Origin of the sequence: Prochlorococcus sp. MIT 1327 (assembly GCF_047304785.1) — a bacterium.
GTDB lineage: Bacteria > Cyanobacteriota > Cyanobacteriia > PCC-6307 > Cyanobiaceae > Prochlorococcus > Prochlorococcus marinus_D.
The window spans coordinates 706,357-730,523 of the sequence record NZ_CP138972.1 but is presented as its reverse complement, the minus strand read 5'-3'; the positions used below and the strand labels follow the sequence as shown (position 1 = coordinate 730,523).

Sequence of the window (24,167 nt, the reverse complement as noted above, 5' to 3'; positions counted from 1 at the left end):
CTCAACGCCTAAAGCATGGGAGCCCAGAGCAAAGTGACGGGTTCAGGCACGCTTCAAACCACAACCAAAGCCACAATCCATCAAGGCCGCAACGGCATGGGCCAAAGCCAGCACAATCCCTCAACGAATCATGCCGCTTCCGCAACGGGTGCACACTCAGAGAGGTGAGCCTGAGCAAGCGGCATCAATCCTTTCGAAGACTGCATCACACAACTGGACTTCATCACCACAGAATGCCAACAGTTTCTGCTCTGGCGTGATCGCGAGCCCCTGTCGCGGATTCCCTCTACTCGGAGGTACAGCCCTACTCAGCTTGGCGGCAAGCCTCGCTGGGCAAGCCCTTTTAAAACCACAGCTCAAGCGACTTACGCCAAGGATGTCGCAAACAGAGCTCTGGCAGGCCTATCGCTGGTCAATCGATCCCCAGCAACGCCGAGATGCCTCATTGCTGCTCGTGAGCAAGACAAAAGGATCAACCCTTAGGCATCAGAGGCTGTTGGCCGGCCAAGGCTGGGGGAACAGCCCCTTAGCAGCCGTTGCCCTCAAGCTGCAAGCCCAAACAGCCGAGCGTCTTGGGGAAAAATCAAAGGCCAATCATCTTTGGCAAAGCCTGCTGAAACGTTTTCCAAACACGACGACGGCGGCTGATGCGTATTACAGCCTCGGGCGCCATAACCCTGAACTGCGTCAGCAACTCCTTCAGCAACATCCTGCTCATCCAGCGGCACTAGCCAGCGCAATTGAACTGGATACCAGCAACAGTCGCCATCAAAGAGCCATTCATCTAACGCGTTGGGGGGTCTTCTGGCCAGGTGCCGCAGAAGTCCTACGCAGCGCCTGCAGCGCTCCGGCAAGGAACGGACATTCAAACCAAGAGCGACAAGAACTAGCCCTTGGTCTTGCACAACTAGGCGACGGCAGAACAGCCCTGAGCTGCCTACAAGAACAACCTCCTGATCCTGCAGCAGCCCTAGCCATTGGCCAGACACTGCTCCGAGGCAATAAGGAGGAACAACTCCAGGGCGAATCTCTGCTCTTGAAGCTGGCTCAAGACAATCCAGAGGCTGCTGAAAGCCTTGAAGCGGTGAGCCTCCTCAGTGAACCTCTTCATCCGAAGGCGACTCTGCTGAAGTCCTTGCCGCCTGCCCTTGCTGATCGTTCCCCCAGCGTGGCGGCAGCCCGCGTACGCCTCGAAAATGGGATCCAAGCAGACGAGGTGTTTCAACGCTGGCCTGATAGTCCTGCTAGCTGGCAACTGCAATGGGATCTGAGCCGAGACGCTCTGCTGAAAGAGCAATGGAACAAGGCCCAATCGATTCTCGAAAGCATCCCAACCCAAAAATTGCCGGAGCCCCTCGCCGCTAGGCAACAGTTCTGGATCGGATTCACTGCCTCCAAACAGAGTCGCAATCGAGAGGCCACCCAGATCTGGAAAAAGCTGCTCCGATCCCATCCCAATGGGTACTACACCTGGCGCGCCCAGGCACGCCTTGGTCGAGCTGGTCTTCCTGCACTGCAAGGGCAACCCGTATCAATTTCGAACCCTGAACTCCCATCCTGGACCCCACTAGGCAGTGGAGAAAAGCTTGTAGACGAACTCTGGCGACTTGGTCTCGCAATGGAGGCCTGGGAAACGTGGCGGACTCTGAGGGTTGAAGTCGATCGCGCACAACATGATCCCAACACCAGGATGGTGGAAGGGCGGCTAAGGATGGCCGTCGGCGATAACTGGACGGGGCTAAGTCAGCTCTGGCGAACAAGCCTGCGACTCGTAGGAGAGGACTGCCACACACGCCAACTGCTCCATCACAGCCAACATCCATATCGCTTTTGGCCTGAGATCAAAAAAGCGAGTCACCGCAGTGACGTCCGAGCTGAACTATTGCTGGCCATAGCAAAGCAAGAATCACGCTTCTCGCCAGGCGTGGAGTCTCCAGTAGGCGCAATAGGGCTGATGCAACTGATGCCGGAAACAGCGGCAGAACTCAGCGATAGCCCTCTGAACAAGCAAGTGCTGTCCACTCCTGAAACCAATATTGAACTTGGGGCCCGTTACCTAGCAATGCTGCTGAAGCAATGGCAAGGCAATCCATGGCTGGCAGTGGGCAGTTACAACGCAGGGCCTGCTGCAGTAGCCGACTGGCTAACCCCAGAACTGGCTGCGGACCCTGAGCTCTGGGTAGAACGAATCCCTTACCCAGAGACACGCCTGTATACAAAAAAGGTTCTCGGCAACCTCTGGAGCTATTTAGGCCTATCCAGCAAAAAGCTTTGCGAGACTGAGATGTAAAGGCATAGAGATCTGCTGGCCAATCCATATCCCGCCAAGCAAAATCAACCCCAGAGCAATCGCCATCACAACCGGTGGTGGAACCACACGAATGCGAGTGAGATCCAAGCGCGCAAGCAATATCGCAGAAGCAAGGATGAGAACATCCGCAAGCAGGCTCAGGTGCAGTAGGTACAGGCCAGCGGTGATCACCAACAACAAAACCACCAGCAAACTGATTGCACGACTGGCAGCCATCAGCAAGGAAACCTGACGCAAGATCAGATCCGGCATCGTGCAAATCACGACCAACACGACCGCCTGAAGGAGCTCAACAACCCAGAAGAGCTCAACATCAATACCGAGGCTGTCTATCTGCTCAGACTGAAGCAACGACCAATGGTTGCCCATAACGACCGCCACCCCAAAGAGCAACAGCAACGAGGGGGCACGAAATGGCACAACGAGGAGACGCAGCATCAGCCTCAGCCTCAACGAATGGTGAAAAGACGCTTCACTTCTGAACAGTTAGCCCATTGAAGCGAGCAACAACAACAAAACAGACCTGCCAAAGTGCATCGAGAATCTTGCCCATCATGACCGGAAGTTCCCCGTCTTCCACTCTCGGCCAAGGCCAAAGGTTGATCCTGCTATTCACAGCATTGGGATTAGCAGTCGTTCTTTTCCTGCTGCGGGGCGGCCTCAATGCTGAGGCACCGCTCGAGCAACTGGCACGGCGCTCCCTCGACCCAGATGTCGCACTCACCAATGGTCGACCGACCGTGATCGAATTTTATGCTGATTGGTGTCAAGCCTGTCGTGAAATGGCCCCAGCCATGCTCACAACGGAACGTGAAAGGGAAAACCAGCTCGACGTTGTGCTGGTAAACGTCGACAACCCCCGCTGGCAAGACCTTGTCGATCGCTACGACGTCAACGGCATTCCCCAGCTGAACTTCTTCGATAACAAAGGCAAACTGCAGGGTCTCTCACTGGGTGCACGCACTCAAGAACAACTACAGCAATTAACTGACGCTCTGATTCAAAACCAACCACTACCCAAGTTCGCCGGTGTAGGCGCTATCAGCAACCTGAATGCATCACAAGAACGAACAGACAAGCAAAACGATTTAGAGGCTATTGGGCCAATGAGCCATGGCTAATCTAAAAGCAGTCAATAAGCAAATATCGATAACATGACGAGCTATCGCAGAAGCTCTTAAACTATCCACTAATATAATTATATCGACTGAACAGATCAAGCAAAATATCAATATTGTCCAGCGACTAAAGCTCTAGTCGCATAAGGCTAGAACAATGTATCGCAAGCAGCCTATCGACCATAACGCGAAAATAAATCTTACTCCAGCGAAGCATTTAAAGTGCTTTCTTATTCCTTATCGGTAGTTTTATCGCGAGCAAATTCTCTCCAATAGGCTAGACAAATGACCACTGCTCCCTAGCTAGCCGACCCCAGTTTCTCACTGGAAGTAACACCAATCTCACAAGAGACACTCCCGCTTGACAGCTCTGCTTCGCAGACAGTGACTGAATGCGGCAAGCCAGCAGGAAAGGTCAATAAGTTAAACAGCTGAGGCGATCTTTAGACACCTTGTTGAACTTAGCCCTAAAAGCTGATTAGGCCAAATATCCCCATCTCTAAACAATCGCAGGTTTGCTTGTCTAGCTAAATTCTTCTTATATCTAGGCCTAATTTGCGAATAAACTATTTAGGCATTTAACCAAATCAATAGCATCAATTCCCTTGGCTAGAAAATCTCTGTTTTCTAAGGCCAGGCAAAAGCAAAATCCCTATTGCAAGATGAATAAATACTCCTGGCCACAAAAAAACACCAATTAAATCTTGGCTCACACCAATAGACGCTAACAAAAGGCCAACAGCAATATTATAACAACAAAGAGATCTTCTCGGGTTTTGCATCGGCGCATGACTTGAAACTTCCCAGCACGCCCAGCCAAGAGCAATGATTGCCAATGCAAATAATCTTGCAATACCTACCAGTTCAGTGACTAGCGTATAACCAAAAAGTAGTGAACAAAACTTAACAGGCAGAACAAGAGCAAAAATCCCACCAAGAATTTCAAAGCCCGCAGAAAACCTGAACAGCAAAGAAGTCCGTATCATGGAATTAAGTTGCAAAAAATCTCATCTTTAACCTTGAAGCAGGCTAATACTGAACGCCAAAACTCCTACACAAGCAGCGAGAACGACAGCACTCACCCAAAAGACAAAAGAGTTGCCAAACTGTCCCCATCCACCAAGATAATCACCTGAGGTATTCACCTCCACCTCAGGAGGTGCGGATTTTGGCTGCTTGTCTGACATACGTGGGGGATGAGATCAGTAGCTTCACTCTATCAATGTCTACAAAATCAAAAAGATCTGTTGAGAGCAGACATGCATTCAACAGATCTTTTTCGTTCAAATCCTGGCGAGAGTGACGCGTTCTGGCTGATGTTGATATTTACCCTGGCGATCGCTGTAGGTGGTATCGCAGGGATCACCCTCGAAGAAAAGAAGCTGACAAATGCCTTCATTGGCATAGATACGGCAATCAGCTCCAGAACTATTGCTGAATTCAAGCGTGAGATGCCCTTCCCAACTGGCTTCGGCGGGAGTCGTATTAACGATGATACCAAGGCGAGCATAGGTACTCTTACCTAGGCAAATGACAGTGATATTTGATGGGACCTTCATCTTCTCCAGCGCCACACCGAGACCATAAGAATGAGCCGGCAGGATGAAATACTCGCCATCCTCGTCCTGATGCAAAGGGGTGGATTCGAGATTTGCAGGATTAAATCGCTTCGGATTCATCACCGTGCCTGGTACATGGCGAAAGATCAAAAACTCCTTCGCAGAGAGCCTTAGGTCATAACCAAAGGAAGAACAGCCAAAGCTCAGTACAGGCCGTTGATGCTGCTCAGGATCAAGATGTCGAATCAGTCCGGCTTGAAAGGGTTCAAGCATCCCTGCTGCGGCCTGTTCGGTGATCCAACGATCGTTTTTAAGCATTAGAAACCACGACGCAACTCAGTGACCTGATCAGCCATTGCCATCAGGATCGATGGCATGACTGAGCCAGTCAAGATGACATCCATCGACCCGGGGCGCTGTTCCAGAGTTGATAACACATCAGCTTCATCGAGATAACCAAGAGCAATCGCCAGACCAACCTCATCCAACACCATTTGATCCAAATCACTCGCCAAGATGCGATCCCGACATTCATGCCAAATGGCCTCCACGGCCTCAGGCGCGCTGGAGTCAAGGGCAAGCGTTGAAGCAGGCTCAGATAGACAGCCAGGAACCGCCGGGCGCAGCCACTCAAGTCGCCCACATAGGCGCACACGCCCATCTGGGCCTTGGTCTACTCCTCCCTTGAGGAACTGAGCCACCAACACACGACTTCCCAGCCCAGCCGCTCTTAACGCCTGACTCAAGACAACAGAAAAACTGCCTCGATAGGGGGCTGTATAAACCTGAAGCTGCCCTTCAGGAGCTACCAGATGCAGCAAACGCCTATCAGCAACTACTGCCAAAGACCGACTCCCATCACTCTCCTGCGAGCGATGGTCCGTCATGCACGGATCCACGGAGCGATGACTAGGGCTCAGGCTGGCAGTCATAAAAGTCTCAATCGCCCCGACAAAACCAGCAGAAATCAAATGTAGCGGTGGGAAGCTGCTTAACAAGGCTCTTGACACTATCCATGGTGTAAAAGCACCTGTTTCTGCCAGGCTCAGTTCATCTCAACCACCAACAGCACGATGCTCACATCCCCCCAGCCACGTGCTGACGGCCGCCTTGCTGACGTGATGCGGCCCCTTCAGATCACATGGGATCCAATGGGCTTTGCCCTCAGTTCGTTAATCATCCGCACTGGTCGCACCGCAGTGCTCTGCAGTGTTTGCGTTGAAGAAGGTGTACCCCGCTGGCGCAAAGGCCAAGGCAAAGGCTGGCTCAGCGCCGAGTACCGCCTTCTGCCTGGGTCTACACCGCAAAGACAGAACCGTGAACTGCTCAAGCTTTCCGGACGCACTCAAGAAATTCAACGCCTCATTGGCCGCAGCCTGCGCGCCGTGATCGACATGGCCGCTCTTGGGGAAACCACCCTGCGAATTGATTGTGACGTCATTCAGGCCGATGCCGGCACACGTACAGCCTCCATCACCGGCGCTTGGATTGCCTTAAAACGAGGCTGCGATCGCTTGCTAGAACAAGGGCTGCTCACGCATCAACCCGTCATCGAGCAAGTTGCTGCAGTATCCGTTGGTTTAGTGGAGAGTTATCCCCTTCTCGACCTCGACTACAGCGAAGACTCCAGGGCTGATGTGGATCTAAACGTGGTAATGGGCTCCAATGGGCACCTATTGGAGCTGCAGGGCACCGCTGAAGGGGCTCCATTCAGCAGGAATCAACTCAACGACTTGCTGAATCTGGCAGAACCCGGCCTGCAACATCTACAAGCCTTCCAACGTTCGGCATTAATGCAAGAAGACTAAAAACCGTCACCATTGCTACATGGTGGTGGAGGTCCACTCCCTAACTTCATATTTCTGCCGTTTGCTGCGCAGCCATGGCCGGCGTCATCCGCGGCTTCAGCCGTTACGCCCAGCAACCCTATGTTCAAGGGTCAGGAAGTATGGCCAACTCGCCTGCTCCACCCCAGAAAACCCTGCTGGAAGTCATCCGTGAACTGGATGGCGCCAGCAACGAAATGGTGGAGCGCTCCAAAACCATCTTCTTTCCTGGCGATCCTGCCGAAAAGGTTTATCTCATTCGACGCGGCGCCGTTCGGCTATCTCGGGTCTATGAATCTGGTGAAGAGATCACCGTGGCATTGCTGCGTGAAAACAGCCTATTTGGAGTGCTCTCTCTACTCACAGGCCATCGCTCGGACCGTTTTTATCACTCCGTAGCCTTCACCCGAGTGGAAATGATCACAGCGCCAGCCACCTCAGTTCGCCAAGCGATCGAAAACGACACCAGCGTGGGGTTACTTCTGCTGCAGGGTCTCTCAAGTCGGATCTTGCAAACCGAGACCATGATCGAGACCCTCACTCACCGCGACATGTCATCAAGGCTTGTGAGTTTCCTGCTAGTCCTCTGCCGGGATTTCGGGGTTCCAGGGGAACAAGGAATCACCATTGACCTACGCCTCTCACATCAGTCCATCGCTGAAGCAATCGGCTCGACTCGCGTCACCATTACTCGCCTGTTGGGAGACCTGCGCAATTCAGGTCTAGTGCAAATCGATCGCAAGAAAATCACCGTTCTTGATCCGATTGCCCTTGCTAAAAAATTCAACTGATCCCCGTCCCAGTCCAGGATGGTGAAACGGGTTGACACTATTCCTGATCCCACCCGCCCATTTTCGTGACCGGCTGGCTGCTGATCCTCTCCCTACTCGTCCTCGGTGGTGTGCTCTCCACCCTCGGCGATCGACTTGGCAGCCGTGTAGGCAAAGCAAGGCTGAGCCTGTTCAATCTCAGACCGCGAAGGACAGCCGTCTTCATCACCGTTCTCACTGGCAGCCTGATTAGCGCCCTGTCCCTAGGACTGATGCTGCTGGTCAGTCGACAACTGCGAGTAGGACTTTTTGAACTGGATGACCTTCAGGCCAAACTCCAACAAAGTCGTGATGCCCTCAATTCAAGTCGGTCGGCCCAGTTCAATGCCGAGCTTGATCTCAAGCAGGCCAGGTCGGACAGCAATCAGGTTCAGAATGAACTGAAGGAAGCCAAAAAGCGAGCTACTGCCCTTCGCAACGAACTCGCACCACTACAAAAACAAAGGCAACAGCTCGAGGCGGAACGAGCTCGTCTCAGTCGCGACATTTCCAAAAAAGATGCCGACATCCGCCGAACGGAAGTTGAACTAGCCAATGTTCGCAGCAGGATTAGCGCGGCTGAAAAAGAACTGAAGCAGCTCGAGACCAACCTCATTGCCTTACGTCGAGGGGATGTTGTGCTGAGCAGTGGGCAGCAACTTGCTGCAGCCACCCTGCGGCTCGATAACCCCAGCCAGGCGAAAGCCGTCATCGACCGCCTACTTCAGGAAGCAAACCTGGAGGCTTTTCGACGCGTACGTCCCGGTGAAGAAGCCAATCGACAGATCCTGCTCGTGCCACGCACCGATATCAACCGCATCGAACAGATCATCCGAAAGCCAGGCACCTGGGTGGTCTATGTGCGCTCTGCCGCAAACGTGTTGCGTGGTGAGAACGTGGTATATGCCTTCCCGGATGCTCGCCCAAATATCAACATCGTCCGACAAGGCGAAGTTCTCGCACGAACGACTCTTGACCAAAACGAGAAGAGCAGCGAAACCGTGCGCAACCGACTTAGCCTCCTGCTTGCATCAACTCTGGCAGAGGTAAAAAGACGCGGATCCCTCAGTTCAGGACTGCAGTTCGATGGCAGTGAGATGAACCGGCTCGGCAAGGCATTACTGAACCGTTCTCAAGAGCGGATTGAGCTAGAAGCCGTGGCACTCCGCAACAGCGATACAGCCGATCCAGTAGCAGTTGTCCTGCAGCCCGTGGGTGGTCCTTGGACAAAGATTCCCGAAGACAAACCATGACAAAGCTTGTGGCCATAGATCCTGGTCGCAATAAATGTGGATTAGTTCTTGCCGATACAGCAACAAGTGCTGTGCTGGAGGGGAAAGTGGTGGCCGCAGCCGCTGTGCTCGACCTCATCATGCATTGGCAAAACCAAGCACCCTTAGAAGGCATCTTGATCGGCAACGGCACCAGCAGTGAATACTGGCAAAACCTTCTACTGCACATTGCCCCCTTGCATGTGGTCGAAGAACGTGGGAGCACACTGCGCGCCCGCCATCGCTATTGGGAGCTATGGCCCCCAAGCAACTGGCGCCGCTGGCTACCCCGAGGAATGATCCTGCCTCCCCATCATCTGGACGCCATAGCCGCAATGGTGTTGCTTGAAGACCACCTCGGGCAACAACTCCTTTGGCCCGGACCACCCAACTTCAGAATCGGGCCCTAACAGTGAACATATAATCCCCACCAGGCTCAAGGCGGTAGTCAGCCTTAACGAGGAATCGCAGTAAAGCATCCTCAATCAGTGCTCGCCCAAGAGAGGGTTCCACTTTCAGTTCACCCCGATCGAAAGCCCAGCTGAACTGCCACTGAAACCCCCCAGCGGAAACCTCCCCATCCAAGCGTTGGTCGGCAAAGCTTTGGCGGTGTACACAGAGGCGAGCCGTGGTGACAGGCAAATGACTCATCAGCAGGCAGAACAACCCTCCGGTTGAAAAGCATTGAGACGATTACCTGCCCGTTCCAACCCAAGGCACTGAATCAGATCCAAACCCATCAGCACCTCATCAAGCACTTGATCGACTAGGAAGCTCTCCTGCCGACTAAACACCCCGAGCACATGCGAGACGGTTCGAGCTCTTCGTTCCTCAGAGGTACAACCTGGAGCACCGATCCCGATCCGCAGACGACAAAAATCCTGAGTCCCCAGATGTTGAATCGCGCTGCGCAAACCATTGTGACCTCCTGCACTTCCCTGGGCGCGAAGCCGCAGTCGACCCAAAGACAAATCCATGTCATCTACAAGCACCAGCAACTGATCAACCTCCAAGCCAAACCAATCGATGGCTGCACGAATCGCCCGACCGCTTTCATTCATATAAGTTTGAGGCATCAGCATTCGAACCCTCTCTGAGCCAACCGCCACTTCCGCCATCAGTCCATGGAACTTTGTTTGCGGCCTGAAACTGACTGACTTCTGCGCAGCGAACTTATCGAGGGCCATGAAGCCGATGTTGTGACGGGTACCGACATACTTTGAGCCTGGATTGCCTAGGCCTACCAATAGACGTAAACGACCCGGCCTCATACAACTCTCAGCTGGCGGGAGGGTTTTTAGCCTCCCGAGGGGTTTCACTTATTGCATTGGTGTCTTGCTGTATGGACCCTTCCGTCGCAGCCTGTTCGATGGACTCAGGTTCTGCCATCGTTTTATGAATCTCACGCTCGAATTCCTTTGAGGCTGCCTGAAAACCTTTCAAGGTTTTACCAAGGGTGCGACCAAACTCTGGAAGTCGTTTAGGTCCAAAGACAAGCAGGGCTATGGCGCCGATAACCGCCATCTCGGGGAGACCGATGCCGAACACATTCATAGGCGAGCCTCAGCCCAGCAGAGCCGAGGACAATCTATTCAAAGCTGATGCTTTGGAGAAGAAGCGACTGGTTGTAGATCTGCAAGATGGTCACCAGGAAAATTAGCAACATGAAGCCAATCCCAGCCATCACTGGGGTAGTTCCCCAACCTGGCACTACCTTGCCAGGGGCGTAGCCGGGTAGAGATTTGATCAGATTTCCCAGACGGGTGCTTTGAGCCATAACGGAGCTTCGGTCTCGGATGGTGATTAAGCATGCCTACTGTAATGGTCATAGTCCGCATACGGACTAATCCTGTCGAGAGATGTGATGGAAAACTCCTCCTCCGAGACCTACTCCCTGCTCATTGCCATGGTCACCATCACCTTCGGGCTGACCGGATACGGGCTCTACACAGCTTTTGGTCCTCCCTCAAAAGAACTCGAAGACCCCTTTGAAGAACACGAAGACTAACGATCACATCAATCGACACGCTCAAGCAATAGTTCAGCCAACTCTCCAGGCTTCAGCTCTACCGCTTCGCCGAGACAGGACTCGTGAGCGCTACCAACCCGCCAAGTCTTCCCTACGGCCCAAGACTGGCGTGTTGCACCGGCATTAAGCACGCTGAGCTTCAGCTGCCTTACTTCGGCATACGTCACAGCCAATGGAACCAGCTTTGAAGGCAGCGACGGCAATCCTGACCATGACACCTTGAGATCAGAAGGCCCCAGCCAGCCCGGCTCTCGAAAAGCCAACGCTGCCTGAGGCACAGCCTCCCGACTCCAACCATTGGGAACAGGCATCAGTGCTAATCGCTGACGATGCCAACCCCGATCAGCCGAGGGATCTGGCCAGGTAGCCCCTCTAAGCAGAGAAACACCAAGCCTGTCTGGGCACACCCGAACGCCTTGAGGTCCATCCAATAACACCGCAAGGCCACCACCCGGCGCCGCCGACTCGCTCGCCAACCAGGAGATCACAGGGACCTCCCAACGTGCTTTTTCCCTAGCCGTCATAGCGTCAGCAGGCCGTTCAATGACTCCACCGCTGGTATCCGCCGCCCATCTCACCGCTGTGCAAGCCAGGGGAACCTCCAAACGCAGTAGCTCATGACTTTGACGCCAATCCACGCCTAGACGCAGCTCGAGCCAGGGGCAATCAGCTCTCAGCTGCACATCAAGGCGCAGAGCACTGCTCCCAGCCCAACCTCGCAAGACCAAGCGCGCTACAAGAGGTCCGCGCTCCACCAGCTCCATCGAACCATTCCAGTTCAGAGCCAATGGATGCTGGCGATAATCTGCCGCCAGATCCCAGGCGTCCCAAAATTCGCCACGATCGCGAAAAAGCCCCCAGATCAGAGGTCCTGCGAACTGAGGTGTCCCGTTCCGATCCCAAAGTTGCTGCAAGCCTTCGGCACCAAAATCAGCTTGCAAAAGGCCATTACCAATCCGCCAACCGCCTTGATCAAGGGGCTGAATCTGCACAGCCCCACGAACAGGTAAGCCATCAACAACATCTAAGGCCTTACTGACACAACGCTGAAGCGGAACTGCTGCCAACCCTTGCTGCACAGGCAACTGCACCCAGGTTCCGCCTCCCTTGGCCTGTTGGCATGGAAGCTGCCTACCGGCGCTGCCCCATTGATCTCGTGGCAATCTCAGCACAGGCGACCAACGGTGTAGTGGCTGTAGACCTATCCAGACCCAGCACCCACCCGAAGACTCTGGATCGAATCGATCGGAGCAGGACACCCCACTGCGAAAAAGCTGCTGCAGATGCTGGTCGCGGCTCCGCCTTGATTCACGACATGACGATCGCCAGACCGGCTCAGCCTGCTCAAACACTTCAGGAATCGATGTGCCTGGAAGGATGTCGTGAAATTGCTGAAAGAGCAAAGGCCGCCAATCTGGCAATGAAGATGCAGAGGTTCCAGGAACGTCAGCCCTAACGTCAGCCTTATCGCCAAGCTGGCAAGCCAGCAAAGCTATAGCCAGGTCGGCTTCCCTCAAAAGCCTTTCAAGGTGTCGGTTTTGACGCTTCTGATCGGGACGGGTCGTCGCACAACCGCGATGAAGCTCCAAATAGAGCTCATCACGCCACACCGGCAAAGTCTCAGCATGAGCTTCAAGCGTCGCAAGGTAAGCCCTTACTGTGCCCGGCCTCTGGGGCAAAGCCTGAGGATGATCCTCCCAAAGCTGCAGCTGCTCTAGCATTTCTGCAGTGGGGCCACCTCCATGGTCGCCAACTCCCGGAACCCACAAAGCCTCTTCAACAGCGGTAGACGCCTGCCAAGACCGCTGCTCGCGAAGCATGGCCATCGGATTCCCATCAGTGCCAATTGGCGGAAGCATCAGCGCTAGCACCTCAGCCTGGCCACGACTGCACCAACGAAACAGTCGATGCGGGAAGGGATTACTGGCATTCCAGGCCAGTTTATGGGTGCAGAACCAACGGATTCCTGTCTGGGTAGCTACCGCTGGCAAACCAGCGGCAAAGCCAAAGCTGTCTGGAAGCCAGGCCAACTGATGGGACCACTCCGGGAATGCTGATCGGCTGTACTGCTGTCCAAGCGTGAACTGTCGCCAAAGCGAAGCAGTGCTCACCAGCACACAATCAGTCTCGACCCAAGGGCCATTGATCGGCTCCCAACGACCTGCCCGACTTGCATCCTGAAGCGCAGCAAAAAGAGTTGGACGGTGATGTTCAACCCACTGATAGAGAGCTGGCGAGGAGTGGCTGAAATGGAAATCAGGAAATCGCTGCATCAGGTGCAGCACAGAGCGGAACGTGCGCTCTGCCGCCTGCCAAGTGTCAGCCACTGACCACAGCCAGGCCAAATCAAGATGGGCATGGCCGATCCAATGGATCAGCCCCGGCGGCTGCGCTGCATTGCGTAGTTGCTGGTCGACAGCCACGGTTGCCTCCTGACTGTGCGGATCCAGCTCAAGCCAATCCTCCGGCAACACCTCTCCCACCTCTAAATAGAGCGCCAGCGCTTCGGGCAGCAGAACCTGATCTAGATCCACTGCACCGGCCCTGGGTTCCAGCACCAACTCACTGTTGATCAACGCGCCATCGTCATGGATAGGACTCCTCAACTCCAGCAAGAGTGTTAGAGGTCGCTCCCAACGGATCGATTCATGAAGGCTCCACCGACAAGTGGTATCGAACAGATCCCCCTCATGCACCAACACACCATCCACCCACAGCCGCATCTGATCGGCCCACCAACCCAAGACCAGTCGCAAACAACTTGCTTGAGCTTGTCGCCAGTCTTCAGGACAAAGGATCTCCTGCTGCAATTGCAGCCATACTCCGCCTCGAGGCCAGACCAATAAACCCCTGGAAACCCAGTCGGGTCGATGGATTTGAGCCCAATCATCGTGAAGCAGAGACTGCCGATCACGGTCCCCTGCGCGATACCAACCTGGCTTGAGATCCCACCGAGAGCGACTTCGAAAAGTTTCAATCCACGCCAATCGTCGGGCTTGAAGCTGCTCCTGCATCCCTAAGTGTCCTCTATGCCCCATAAGATGTCATCGATGTACTAGAAGCTGAACGGTCTCTCCATGCTCGCCCTCAAGCTCTCCGTTTACTCGGTCGTCTTCTTCTTCGTTGCGGTTTTCGTCTTCGGCTTCTTGGCCAGCGATCCTTCGAGGACACCAGCCCGTAAGGATCTCGAAGACTAAAAGCCTTTGCAAGCGAAACTTCTCGGGTCACGCAACACACTGGACTGAGGCCTGCTCAGATCTTCCATCAATTATGGGAAGATCAGCTGCCCCAGCTGAAGTCTATTGGCGGCGAACAGTCCCCCAACCCTTCTTGTTGGGCTCTTACTTGCTACAGGGGTAATCCCTGCTGAGGCAAATTCTCAGTCAAGCAACTCATACAAAGAAGACACCTCCTCGCCCAGCCAAGCAGCTCCCATCGCAAGATCAGGGGGGCAGTTGAGGCAATCAACAGTCCTTCAACGCCAGCCCAGCCTTCCAGAACAATCTCCCGAACCTCCCCGAGAGCTCAACCTTCGGGCTAACCGCCAACGCTATGACGCCCGACAAGAGCGTTTTATCGCTGAAGGTAACGTCAAGGCCGTTCTCAATGGAGGCGTCCTTCATGCAGACCGCATTGAGTTCGACAGCAACTTCAACACCCTTTATGCCAGGGGTAGCGTTAATTACCGCAAGGGATCTCAGTACTTCCAAGCCAGTTCCCTGCGCTACAGCCTGATTCAAAAAGAAGGGGAGCTTGAGGACGTCTATGGCGTTCTAGATCTCGACAGCGCAGCAATCGACCTTGGCCCCAATTCACCCGATGCAGCTCAGATCCAACAAAGCCCCTCAAAGCCAAGACGGCGCCTAGCAATACAAGGAAGTGAAAGCCTCGGGTTCCCCACTGCTTTAGACACTGAATTAAACAGCACCACCGCTGGAGCTATCAGCAACCAGACCGCTTCAACAACGATCTGGGATCAAAGTCTTGCCCAAAACAATCAATGGGTCCAGCTAGATCAGCCACCGCAATCGTCCGAGACATCTCGACAAGACGCAAACAATCAACCAGGCATGGCCTGTCCACCTGTGCTGCCTCCGATACCAGATTGGCATCCCCATCCCTGGGCCGTAACGGCTTGGGGTGGCCAGATGATTGATTCAAATTTTGGAGACACCTTTCTATTCAATGGCCGAATGAGGGAGGAATATCTCCTGGGCCTGGGTCTGCAGAAAAGAATCGCTCGTGCAGGCCCCTTCGCTCTTGAACTAGAAGCAGACCTCTTTGCTCACCATGCCAACCAACAAGCTGGTGGAGCATTCAATCAATCAGTACCATTTGCAGACACACCTGCCCAGAGCTTTGGTGAAGGTGTGCTGGGTATCGGAGCACGGCTATGGGTAAAACCGTGGTTGAGTTTTGGCGTGATCGAGGGAATCAGCTTCAATACGGCCTATAGCAACTATGAGAAGACCTACCGCGAAAACTATGCAAAATTGCTCAACTATCTGAGCTTTGAGCTTGAAGCCGCAGTCTCACAACAACTCTCTCTTGTGGGACGCATTCACCATCGCTCAGGAGCCTTCGGCACCTATAGCGGTGTCAAAGAAGGAAGTAATGCTTACCTTGTTGGCTTGAGATACCGCTGGGGCCAAGACAAAACAGCACCGCAGCAAGTTGACGTTCCGCCACCATTGGGTTGTCCTGACCCCGATCGTGCTAATCGAACAACTCGCCAAGGGCTCCAAGAGACCCTTGAGTCGATCACCCTTGGAGAGGGTGACCCTAAAGCCCAAGCAGAAGCTCTCCCTCTTGGCACCAGACCTCCCCAAGCTGTTGCCACGCGACAAAGACTCGCCCAGACGAATTCATCGACGCTCTCTCCAGCAGAGCAAGAAGAATTGCGCGCCAAGGCAATTGCCAAGATCGATCAACGTATTAGCAGCATCCAGTTCCAACAAGCCCTTACCATTGGATTGCAAAGAGGAAATCTGGCCTCAGCAAGGGAAGTAAGAGAAACAAATGCATATGGTGGAATCAAAGTTTCTCAATTAAACAGAGTATCGAACACTAAATTAATCACAGGATCAATCAGCCGCTGGAGGATTCAAGCCGCCAAGGTCACGATCAGCCCAGAGGGATGGAGAGCAGATCGCATGGGCTTCTCCAATGATCCCTATACACCTTCTCAAACGCGTATTGACGCCGAAGATGTTATCGCCACTGAAGAACCCAGTGGCGATATTGTGATACAAAGCAGCCGGAATCGACTCATTGTAGAGGAGCGTTTTCCTATCCCAGTCTCCAGAACCCAAACCATCAAAAAGCAGGAAGATGTTGAGAACCGTTGGGTATTTGGCATCGACAATGAAGATCGAGATGGTTTCTTTGTTGGTCGTGATCTAAAACCTATCGAGCTAACAAAAAACTACACCCTCTCCCTCCAGCCTCAATTCCTTTTACAGCGAGCCATCGACGGAGAGACCAACAGCTACGTTGCTCCTGGCACCTCAATTGACAGCAGCAAAACAACTCAGCCCATTACAGCTGCTGACTTATTCGGCCTAGAAGCAGAGATAACTGGGAAGACTTGGGGGTGGGACATTGATATTAATGCTGACATAAGTACCTTTAATCCTCTAAACATTGCTGACGGAAGCCGTTATTGGGTAGACCTCAAAAATGAGTTTGATATTCCCATCGTTGGCAATATTGATGCACATATCTTTGGGGCTTATCGCTACAAAGCTTGGAACGGATCACTGGGAGAAACAGATATCTACTCTGCTTATGGAACTTTAGTTGAGAAGCAAGGCAAGTGGCGCTGGGGTAAACTAAGAAACAACTTCCTCATTAGGGCTGGCGCAGGTAATTATCAAGCGGAATCATTTACTAGTGAAAATCTTTCAGATCTATGGCGTGTCAACTTCTATGGATCTTGGAATAGTAGATACCCAATTTGGCGCGGTAAACCTGCTGCACTCACACCAGAAGCAGCCTACCGATATTCCCCTTTAGCAATCGTACCTGGACTCGACTTCAGAACTAATCTAAGAGCCTCATTAAGCGCATACAGCAGTGAAGTTAATTCAAGTCAAAGCACCTTCACTTTTAGCGCTGGGCCAACCCTTACACTAGGAACATTCAGCAAACCTTTTCTAGACTACACACAACTTTCGCTAAGCGGTGGAATAACTCTAAAACAAGGCGAAAGCCCATTTGAATTTGACCAAGCCGTTGACTTAGGGACATTTGGGATAGGCATCAACCAACAAATTGCAGGCCCTTTATTACTTAGTGCAGGCATAGGAATGAATGTAGACCCCGACTCCATTTACTACGGTGACATCATTAACTCAAACATCGAACTGCGCTGGCAACGTCGTTCCTATGACTTCGGTTTCTACTTCAACCCCTACAAAGGCATCGGCGGCTTTCGTTTCCGTCTTAATGATTTCAACTTCACCGGCACTGGCGTACCTTTTGTTCCCTATACACCCATCAATCAATTCGATCAATTTGAAGAGCACCTCTTCTAATTCAGTTGATCAAGGAGCACCCCCATAAATCAAATGACTACCGGTTAAATCAGCACCGGCAAACTGCATTCCTTCCGTACGCACATCTGGCGAGTAAGCATTGATCACCACAGCCTCACGTAAGTCTGCACGCCGCAAGTCTGTCCCACTCAACTCAGTATTCGTAAGCACCGCCCCATTGAGCTGAGCATCATCCAAGCGAGCACTACTTAGATCAGCACCCTCAAGATTCGCTCCCTCAAGACGAGCACCCCGCAGATCAGCATCGCGAAGGTCTACACCAATCAAATGAGCATCACGGAGGTCTGCCCCGCGCAAATCACAACTCCTACACGCTCCGAATTGGTGCAACTGCTCCATCTGTGTTGTAAAAGGCTCAACATTGAGCGACACCACTGACGCTGCAAATGCTGGAGGAGCTAACAGAACGAGCACCACAGTCCAGATGTAACGGAGAGAAACCATGACCAGCTCGCTTTCTCTTTTCATAGACACGCTGCAAATGATCTGCCGCAGCAAATCACTAAAAATTCAATCTTCCGTGTCCTCAACAAACAACATTCAATGCAGAGACGCCACAAAATCATTGAGGTATGGGAGGTCTGCCATCGTGCGCTTTAGGGCTGCGTCCTGAGCCACCAACTGCGATGTGGCATCCCAACGTCCGCTAAGCAGCATCTCGCGATGGCCAGACTCAATCTGTAAATCCCATGAACCCGCAGCACTCGTCAACTGCTGAGCCTGAAGATTGAAGGCCCAGCTCTGCGACGGTTCCGCTGCTACCGCCTGCTGCAAGGCATCAATCTGAGCAAAGGCGGCAGTTGCACATGGAATTCCCAGCGCTAGACAGTTGCCATAGAAGATTTCTGCAAAGCTCTGTCCAATCAGCGCACGGACACCCCAGCGCATCAAAGCTTGAGGTGCATGTTCACGACTAGAACCACAGCCGAAATTATCATTAACAACCAAGATCGAAGCACCCTGATGAACCTTCAGGTCGAAGGGATGTGAACCACCCAGTTCCAAGCGATCATCCTCAAAAACCTGATCTCCCAGCGCCTCGAAACTCACACATTTAAGAAACCGGGCTGGGATGATCCGATCCGTGTCAATGTCGTCACCACGCAACATCACGGCCCGGCCCCGAACCTGGTCTATAGGGCCATGAGGGAAAGGTATAGCCTCAATCGTCATTGGTGGAAGCTTTGAGAAGGAACAGTGTTGCTGATTAGCTTGCGCACATCGGTGACCTGGCCGGTAATGGCAGCAGCAGCCACCATTGCGGGACTCATCAACAAGGTGCGGCCTCGGGACGAACCCTGCCGCCCCTTGAAATTCCTGTTACTGGAACTTGCACTGATCTGCCGCCCCTCAAGACGATCAGGATTCATTGCCAGACACATGGAACAGCCTGGTTCACGCCATTCAAATCCAGCCTTCCGAAAAACACCATCAAGCCCCTCTGCTTCCGCAGCCCTGGCAACTTGTTCCGACCCAGGCACCACAAAGGCCTTGATCCCTTTTGCTACATGGCGGCCCTTGGCAATAGCGGCAGCAGCCTTTAAATCACTCAGACGACCATTGGTGCAACTGCCAATAAAACAAACATCAACTGGAACCCCTTCAATCGCCATTCCCGGCTCCAAATCCATATAGCGACAAGCTTCCTCGGCGATTGGACGTTCACTTGGCTCAAGCGAATCAGAAGTCGGTACCGATTCGTCTACAGCAATGCCCTGACCGGGAGTGATGCCCCAGGTCACCATGGGCGCAACACTGGCCGCATCAAACGTCACCTCATCATCAAAAACAGCATTGGGATCACTGGCCAAGCTCCTCCACCAAGCCACTGCCCGATGCCAAGCCTCCCCAGTAGGCGCATAAAGCCGTCCTTGCAAATAGTCAAAAGTGACCCCATCAGGATTGACATATCCGCAGCGGGCGCCTCCCTCAATCGCCATATTGCAGAGGGTCATGCGTTCTTCCATGGAGAGCACATCAATGGCTGGTCCGGCGAACTCATAGGCATAGCCCACGCCAGCTTTAACCCCAAGGCTTCGGATCAGATGAAGGATCAAATCCTTGGCATGAACCCCGCAACCAAGCTGACCGTCGACCCAGATCCGGCGCACCTTGAGCTTGTTCATGGCAAGACTCTGACTAGCAAGCACATCCCGCACCTGGCTGGTACCGATGCCGAACGCAATGGCGCCAAACGCCCCATGGGTAGACGTGTGTGAGTCACCACAAGCCACAGTCATGCCCGGCTGGGTCAGCCCCAACTCAGGAGCTATCACATGCACGATGCCCTGGCGACCACTGCCAAGGCCGCAAAGAACAATCCCGTAGTTGGCACAGTTTCGTTCCAAGGTGCTGAGCATCTCCTCAGCCAAAGGGTCAGCAAACGGACGCTTCTGACTGATCGTCGGCACGATGTGATCAACAGTCGCCACGGTGCGCTCAGGGCACCGCACCGGCAAACCCTTGTCCTGCAAAGCAGCGAAAGCCTGCGGGCTGGTGACCTCATGGATCAAATGCAAACCCACAAATAACTGAGTGGATCCACCAGGCAGTGCAGCCACCCGATGGAGATCCCACACCTTGTCGTAGAGGGTGCCGGAGCTCAAGGTTCAGAGGCAGTAGCCGAAAACCTTAGCTCCCATCCAGCAGGAACCTGCGCAGCCGATCGAGACTGCGAACCACACTCAACTCCTGAATTGCCAACCTTCCACGACGAACACCGAACTGCACAGGGCTTGCATCACAGCCATGCGGTCCAGCTACTGCGATATGCACTAACCCCACAGGCTTGGCCTGCGTACCACCGCCAGGGCCTGCCACACCGCTGACCGCAATGGACCAATCTGCCCCCAGCCGTTGACGCGCGCCTTCAGCCATAGCCCGCACCACAGGATCCGAAACTGCACCGTGCTGATGCAAAAGGTCTGTGGATATCCCCAGTAGGGCTTGCTTAATGGCATTGCTATAAGCAATAACCCCGCCAAGAAAAACCTCAGAAGCTCTCGGAACAGCAGCCAAAGCGGCACCAACTCCGCCACCTGTACAAGACTCTGCCACTACAACGGTCTCACCTCGTTGACGCAACAAATCCAGCACAACCGAAGCCAAGCTCTCATCATCCGAGCCATAACAGAACAAGCCGGTGCGATGACGGAGCTCTGCATCCACTGGATCCAATAGCTGCCTCGCTTGCTCCACCGTTGCCCCTCGGGCCGTGATCCGTAGTTTCACCTCTCCCAGGCCGGCATAAGGGGCCACTGTTGGATTGCCCTGCTCAAGCAAATCAGCCACCTCTTCAGCCAGCGTGGATTCAGCAATGCCTGTAAACCGCAATAGCCGACTCACAAAGATGTCAGCCACTCCTCCGTGCTGACGCAGCCATGGCACGGCTGTCTGGGACCACATCTGCTTCATTTCAGAAGGCACACCCGGAAAGGTGAGCACAGTGAACCCCGGCCGAGGACACCAGATCATCCCCGGCGCAGTGCCGGAAGGATTTGGAAGGATTTCAGCTCCACGAGGGAACAACGCCTGCTTGCGATTACTGATTGCAGAAATGCTGCCGCCAGCAGTGAGCTTGGCCTGAATCTCGAACCAAAGTTCTAGACGTTCCTCAAGCGGAGTATCAAAAGCAGCCGCCAAAGTTTCAGTAGTCAGATCATCAGGCGTTGGTCCTAGGCCACCAGTGGTGATCAGAATCCGACTGCGATCAACAGCCTCCAAAACTGATTCTTTGAGACGTTCAACGTTGTCTCCTACAACAGTTTGGCGGTAATGAGGGAGCCCCAGAGCAGCCAGCTGCTCAGCTAACCAACGAGCATTGCTGTTAAGGATGTTGCCAAGCAACAGCTCCGTGCCAATGCAAAGGATCTCAACGCCATGCCTAGCCGAAGCCTCAGCCATGACCATCGCGATAGACACGTGGATCACTAGGAGCTGCAAGGGGGCCAGAAGGGTCTACGAAGACACCTTCAGCACTACGTTGACGACGGCTGATCACGACTGTCGCCACGAGAATGGCTGTCGCTAAAGCCAGCCACAAAAAACGCATTTCAGCATTGGCCACCACGAGGGCCAATGCTGCTAGCCATTGTGTAAACACGTAGATCAACAACACCGTTCGGCGATGACTGAAGCCGGCGCGCAGCAGACGGTGATGAAGATGGCGACGATCAGGGTAAAAGGGAGAACGGCCTTCCCGCAAACGCCCCATAATCACTGCCGACATATCAGCCAAAGGCAGAGACAAAATCAACAGTGGCAGCAACAGACTGACGGTAGTGAGTCCCTTGGCTGGTCCCACGATGCTGATTGCTGCCAAGGTAAAGCCAAGGAAATAGGAGCCGCCATCACCCATAAAAATGCGGGCTGGATTGAAGTTATGGCGCAGAAAACCAAGACAACAGCCCGCCAAAGCAGCTGCCAGAAAACCTGCAGCCACTTGATGAAGTGAAAAACTGACCGACACAAGACCAACAGCGGCAATACCAGCCACTCCTGCCGCAAGACCATCAAGACCATCTAGCCAATTGATGGCATTGGTAATACCCACAAGCCACACCAGCGTGGCAGCAAGGCTAAGCAAATCCGGCAAGGCAATTAAAGAAGAAGAGCCTTCCCCCAACCAGGGGAACTCAATCGTTCCAATGCGTACCCCCTGAGTCCACATCGCAAACGCAACGGCCACCTGTCCTGCCAAACGAGGCCAAGGAGACAAAACGAACAAATCATCTGCCAGGCCAATCACAAAAAAGCAAAGAGCCCCCGCCAGAGTGGACCAGATCAGCTGATCCTTCGCAGGCGCAAGTAAACCAAACCCCCCCAGCCCCCATGTCACTGCCAGAGCCAAACCAAATCCCAGCACCATGGCGATGCCACCAAGACGCACCATCGGAGTGCTGTGCTGCTTGCGGGAATCAGGCTGATCAGTGAGACCAAGGTGAAGGCCAAGCGCCCGCACGAGTGGGACAACCAAAGTGGTAAGCACAGCAGCTATCACAAAGCTCGCCGTAGCAAAAGCAAAGGGGCTGCTCGCGAGAGTCAAGTTCGCTCCTGTAGCAAGCGACCTAAAGAAGGGCCGATGGAATGAATCCTAGGCAGAGCAAACCTGTGATTCCAGAGCGAAGGGCCAGTCAAGCAAGCGCTGGCTGGAGGGCACCCCTGTAGAGAGGGAAACGGCCACAAAGTTGTCTCACCCGTTCCAAGCACTGCGCCTTGATCGATTCATCTTGCGGTTTAAGCAAACGATCTGCAATCACATCAGCAACCTCACGGAATGCCTCATCATCAAAGCCACGAGTTGTGAGCGCCGCCGTGCCCAAGCGCAGACCACTGGTCACAAAAGGCGACTCAGGATCAAAGGGCACTGTGTTCTTATTGGCGGTGATGTTCACGTCACTGACAAGCAAATCAGCAACCTTCCCGGTCATCCCAATGCTGCGCAGATCCAGCAAGACAAGATGATTATCTGTTCCTCCACTCACCACCGCAATCCCGCGCTCCTGAATGCGACCAGCAAGAACCTGGGCATTCGCCACCACCTGGCAGCTATAAGCCTGGAACTCTGGCTGAAGAGCTTCTCCTAAGGCCACAGCCTTGGCTGCGATCACATGTTCCAAAGGGCCGCCCTGACTGCCAGGAAACACTGCCTTGTCAAACTTACGGCCAAAGTCCGTATCACGACAAAGGATTAAGCCGCCTCTGGGGCCACGCAATGTCTTGTGGGTGGTCGTCGTCACCACATCACAGTGGGCGATAGGACTCGGATGGACCCCAGCCGCAACAAGGCCGGCAATGTGTGCCATGTCCGCCAACAAGTAAGCGCCCACCTCATCAGCGATGCTGCGAAAAGCAGCAAAATCGATTGTGCGGGGATAGGCCGAGTAGCCGCAGATGATCAGTTGAGGACGCTCTTTCAGGGCCAGCTGACGAACAGCCTCCATGTCGAGCTGCTGACTATCACGCTCCACGCCGTAATGAACGACCTTGAACCACTTGCCGCTGACATTGACAGGAGAACCATGAGTGAGATGCCCCCCATGAGATAGATCCATCCCCATGATGGTGTCACCGGGCTGCAACAGCGCCAGGAAGACGGCGAAGTTGGCCTGCGCGCCACTATGAGGTTGCACGTTGGCCCAAGCCGCACCAAAGAGCCGCCGAGCACGCTCGATCGCCAACTCCTCAATCGCATCGACATGCTCACAACCGCCGTAATAGCGCTTATGGGGAAGACCTTCGGCGTACTTGTTGGTGAGCACAGAACCCTGAGCCTGCATCACAGCTTGCGAAGTGAAGTTCTCACTGGCTATCAGCTCTAGATGGGTCTCCTGACGTTGCCTCTCCTGATCGATCAAGCCTGCAATCGCCGGGTCGGAATCCGTCAGGGCAGCATTAATAGAAGCCAAGAAGCGATCCGTCATTTACAGAACCCAACAGTTTTCGGATCGTAGGCAATGGTTCTACACGTCTTAAGCACAGCCCTTAGCCCTAAGACCGCCGCCGGACCCAAGTGCAAAAAAAAACTGCCCGAAGGGCAGTTAATCAGCGCGCCTGGAGAGATTCGAACTCCCGACCCTCTGATCCGTAGTCAGATGCTCTAATCCGCTGAGCTACAGGCGCTTAGAAGGAAACATCAGACTTCATCATGGGGGCCTTCGTCAACCGAGTCTCATCCAAGCGCCACAA

The 24,167-nt window shown here is 53.7% G+C and carries 25 protein-coding genes and 1 tRNA gene; 9 read left to right on the top strand and 17 right to left on the bottom strand.

Going from position 1 to position 24,167, the window contains the following annotated elements; genetic code table 11:
* Window positions 1-130: 130 nt before the first annotated feature.
* A complete protein-coding gene (locus SIB80_RS03505; protein ID WP_240951619.1) occupies window positions 131-2,290 on the top strand; it encodes a lytic transglycosylase domain-containing protein in 2,160 nt (719 codons plus the stop codon).
* On the opposite strand, the gene SIB80_RS03500 is transcribed toward SIB80_RS03505, so the two are convergent.
* A complete protein-coding gene (locus SIB80_RS03500; protein ID WP_011131192.1) occupies window positions 2,255-2,749 on the bottom strand; it encodes a hypothetical protein in 495 nt (164 codons plus the stop codon). The genes SIB80_RS03505 and SIB80_RS03500 overlap by 36 nt on opposite strands.
* A 116-nt stretch (window positions 2,750-2,865) precedes the next feature.
* Here SIB80_RS03500 and SIB80_RS03495 point away from each other — a divergent pair, with 116 nt between their 5' ends.
* Window positions 2,866-3,432 carry a thioredoxin family protein gene (locus SIB80_RS03495; RefSeq protein ID WP_063407294.1) on the top strand — a complete coding sequence of 189 codons (567 nt, stop codon included), beginning with the start codon at window positions 2,866-2,868 and terminating at the stop codon, window positions 3,430-3,432.
* Between the two features lie 593 nt (window positions 3,433-4,025).
* Here SIB80_RS03495 and SIB80_RS03490 read toward each other — a convergent pair.
* The 4 genes from SIB80_RS03490 to SIB80_RS03475 all read right to left on the bottom strand — a co-directional run bounded on the left by SIB80_RS03490 (window position 4,026) and on the right by SIB80_RS03475 (window position 5,920).
* Complete coding sequence (locus tag SIB80_RS03490; RefSeq protein WP_236066138.1) at window positions 4,026-4,415, bottom strand: hypothetical protein; 390 nt, start codon at window positions 4,413-4,415, stop codon at window positions 4,026-4,028.
* A 27-nt stretch (window positions 4,416-4,442) separates the two neighbouring features.
* The gene (locus tag SIB80_RS03485; RefSeq protein ID WP_155724711.1) at window positions 4,443-4,616 is read right to left on the bottom strand and encodes a hypothetical protein; all 174 of its coding nucleotides are present in this window, start codon (window positions 4,614-4,616) and stop codon (window positions 4,443-4,445) included.
* Window positions 4,617-4,712: 96 nt separating this feature from the next.
* Window positions 4,713-5,306 (bottom strand): dCTP deaminase, encoded by a 594-nt coding sequence (gene dcd, locus SIB80_RS03480; RefSeq protein WP_011131195.1) that lies wholly within the window; start codon window positions 5,304-5,306, stop codon window positions 4,713-4,715.
* Entirely contained in the window at window positions 5,306-5,920 is a 615-nt protein-coding gene (locus tag SIB80_RS03475; protein WP_063420830.1) for a cob(I)yrinic acid a,c-diamide adenosyltransferase, read from the bottom strand. Before SIB80_RS03475 ends, dcd begins: the two co-directional genes overlap by 1 nt.
* 141 nt (window positions 5,921-6,061) lie before the next feature.
* Here SIB80_RS03475 and rph point away from each other — a divergent pair, with 141 nt between their 5' ends.
* The 4 genes from rph (at window position 6,062) to SIB80_RS03455 (ending at window position 9,304) form a co-directional block, all read left to right on the top strand.
* The gene (gene rph, locus SIB80_RS03470; protein WP_063420452.1) at window positions 6,062-6,796 is read left to right on the top strand and encodes a ribonuclease PH; all 735 of its coding nucleotides are present in this window, start codon (window positions 6,062-6,064) and stop codon (window positions 6,794-6,796) included.
* Window positions 6,797-6,870: 74 nt separating this feature from the next.
* Window positions 6,871-7,605, top strand: coding sequence for a global nitrogen regulator NtcA (gene ntcA, locus SIB80_RS03465; RefSeq protein WP_041384680.1), 735 nt, complete (start codon window positions 6,871-6,873; stop codon window positions 7,603-7,605).
* 65 nt (window positions 7,606-7,670) lie between these two features.
* A complete protein-coding gene (locus SIB80_RS03460; RefSeq protein WP_063420453.1) occupies window positions 7,671-8,876 on the top strand; it encodes a DUF3084 domain-containing protein in 1,206 nt (401 codons plus the stop codon).
* Window positions 8,873-9,304, top strand: coding sequence for a resolvase (locus tag SIB80_RS03455; protein ID WP_236066140.1), 432 nt, complete (start codon window positions 8,873-8,875; stop codon window positions 9,302-9,304). The genes SIB80_RS03460 and SIB80_RS03455 overlap by 4 nt, the downstream gene beginning before the upstream one ends.
* Here SIB80_RS03455 and SIB80_RS03450 read toward each other — a convergent pair.
* The 4 genes from SIB80_RS03450 to psbH are packed head-to-tail and all read right to left on the bottom strand — an operon-like array spanning window position 9,288 to window position 10,671.
* Window positions 9,288-9,545, bottom strand: a complete 258-nt coding sequence (locus tag SIB80_RS03450) for a DUF3146 family protein (RefSeq protein WP_063420455.1) — start codon at window positions 9,543-9,545, stop codon at window positions 9,288-9,290. The two genes, SIB80_RS03455 and SIB80_RS03450, sit on opposite strands and share 17 nt — an antisense overlap.
* Entirely contained in the window at window positions 9,545-10,165 is a 621-nt protein-coding gene (gene pth / locus SIB80_RS03445; RefSeq protein WP_063420456.1) for an aminoacyl-tRNA hydrolase, read from the bottom strand. The genes SIB80_RS03450 and pth overlap by 1 nt, the downstream gene beginning before the upstream one ends.
* A gap of 7 nt (window positions 10,166-10,172) precedes the next feature.
* Window positions 10,173-10,448: a TatA/E family twin arginine-targeting protein translocase gene (locus SIB80_RS03440; protein ID WP_063420457.1), complete on the bottom strand. Its 276-nt coding sequence runs from the start codon at window positions 10,446-10,448 to the stop codon at window positions 10,173-10,175.
* A gap of 34 nt (window positions 10,449-10,482) precedes the next feature.
* Complete coding sequence (psbH, locus tag SIB80_RS03435; protein ID WP_011131204.1) at window positions 10,483-10,671, bottom strand: photosystem II reaction center phosphoprotein PsbH; 189 nt, start codon at window positions 10,669-10,671, stop codon at window positions 10,483-10,485.
* Between the two features lie 87 nt (window positions 10,672-10,758).
* On the opposite strand from psbH, the gene psbN reads away from it, so the two are divergent.
* A complete protein-coding gene (gene psbN, locus SIB80_RS03430; RefSeq protein WP_011827045.1) occupies window positions 10,759-10,902 on the top strand; it encodes a photosystem II reaction center protein PsbN in 144 nt (47 codons plus the stop codon).
* An 8-nt stretch (window positions 10,903-10,910) separates the two neighbouring features.
* Here psbN and SIB80_RS03425 read toward each other — a convergent pair whose 3' ends face one another.
* Entirely contained in the window at window positions 10,911-13,937 is a 3,027-nt protein-coding gene (locus tag SIB80_RS03425; RefSeq protein ID WP_063420458.1) for an alpha-mannosidase, read from the bottom strand.
* 63 nt (window positions 13,938-14,000) lie between these two features.
* On the opposite strand from SIB80_RS03425, the gene SIB80_RS03420 reads away from it, so the two are divergent.
* Entirely contained in the window at window positions 14,001-14,120 is a 120-nt protein-coding gene (locus SIB80_RS03420) for a photosystem II reaction center protein I (protein ID WP_074160162.1), read from the top strand.
* Between the two features lie 105 nt (window positions 14,121-14,225).
* A complete protein-coding gene (locus SIB80_RS03415; RefSeq protein ID WP_063420459.1) occupies window positions 14,226-17,459 on the top strand; it encodes a DUF3769 domain-containing protein in 3,234 nt (1,077 codons plus the stop codon).
* Window positions 17,460-17,468: 9 nt separating this feature from the next.
* Here SIB80_RS03415 and SIB80_RS03410 read toward each other — a convergent pair whose 3' ends face one another.
* From SIB80_RS03410 to SIB80_RS03380, 7 genes are all read right to left on the bottom strand, one after another.
* The gene (locus tag SIB80_RS03410) at window positions 17,469-17,924 is read right to left on the bottom strand and encodes a pentapeptide repeat-containing protein (RefSeq protein WP_236066141.1); all 456 of its coding nucleotides are present in this window, start codon (window positions 17,922-17,924) and stop codon (window positions 17,469-17,471) included.
* Window positions 17,925-18,020: 96 nt separating this feature from the next.
* Window positions 18,021-18,653: a 3-isopropylmalate dehydratase small subunit gene (locus SIB80_RS03405; RefSeq protein WP_063420461.1), complete on the bottom strand. Its 633-nt coding sequence runs from the start codon at window positions 18,651-18,653 to the stop codon at window positions 18,021-18,023.
* Window positions 18,650-20,086, bottom strand: a complete 1,437-nt coding sequence (gene leuC, locus SIB80_RS03400; RefSeq protein ID WP_063420462.1) for a 3-isopropylmalate dehydratase large subunit — start codon at window positions 20,084-20,086, stop codon at window positions 18,650-18,652. The genes SIB80_RS03405 and leuC overlap by 4 nt, the downstream gene beginning before the upstream one ends.
* 25 nt (window positions 20,087-20,111) lie before the next feature.
* Window positions 20,112-21,383, bottom strand: coding sequence for a competence/damage-inducible protein A (locus SIB80_RS03395; protein WP_205909668.1), 1,272 nt, complete (start codon window positions 21,381-21,383; stop codon window positions 20,112-20,114).
* Window positions 21,376-22,524 (bottom strand): MraY family glycosyltransferase, encoded by a 1,149-nt coding sequence (locus tag SIB80_RS03390; RefSeq protein WP_063420464.1) that lies wholly within the window; start codon window positions 22,522-22,524, stop codon window positions 21,376-21,378. The genes SIB80_RS03395 and SIB80_RS03390 overlap by 8 nt, the downstream gene beginning before the upstream one ends.
* An 88-nt stretch (window positions 22,525-22,612) precedes the next feature.
* A complete protein-coding gene (gene glyA, locus SIB80_RS03385; protein ID WP_063420465.1) occupies window positions 22,613-23,902 on the bottom strand; it encodes a serine hydroxymethyltransferase in 1,290 nt (429 codons plus the stop codon).
* A 125-nt stretch (window positions 23,903-24,027) separates the two neighbouring features.
* Window positions 24,028-24,101 (bottom strand) — tRNA-Arg (locus SIB80_RS03380).
* Window positions 24,102-24,167: the final 66 nt, after the last annotated feature.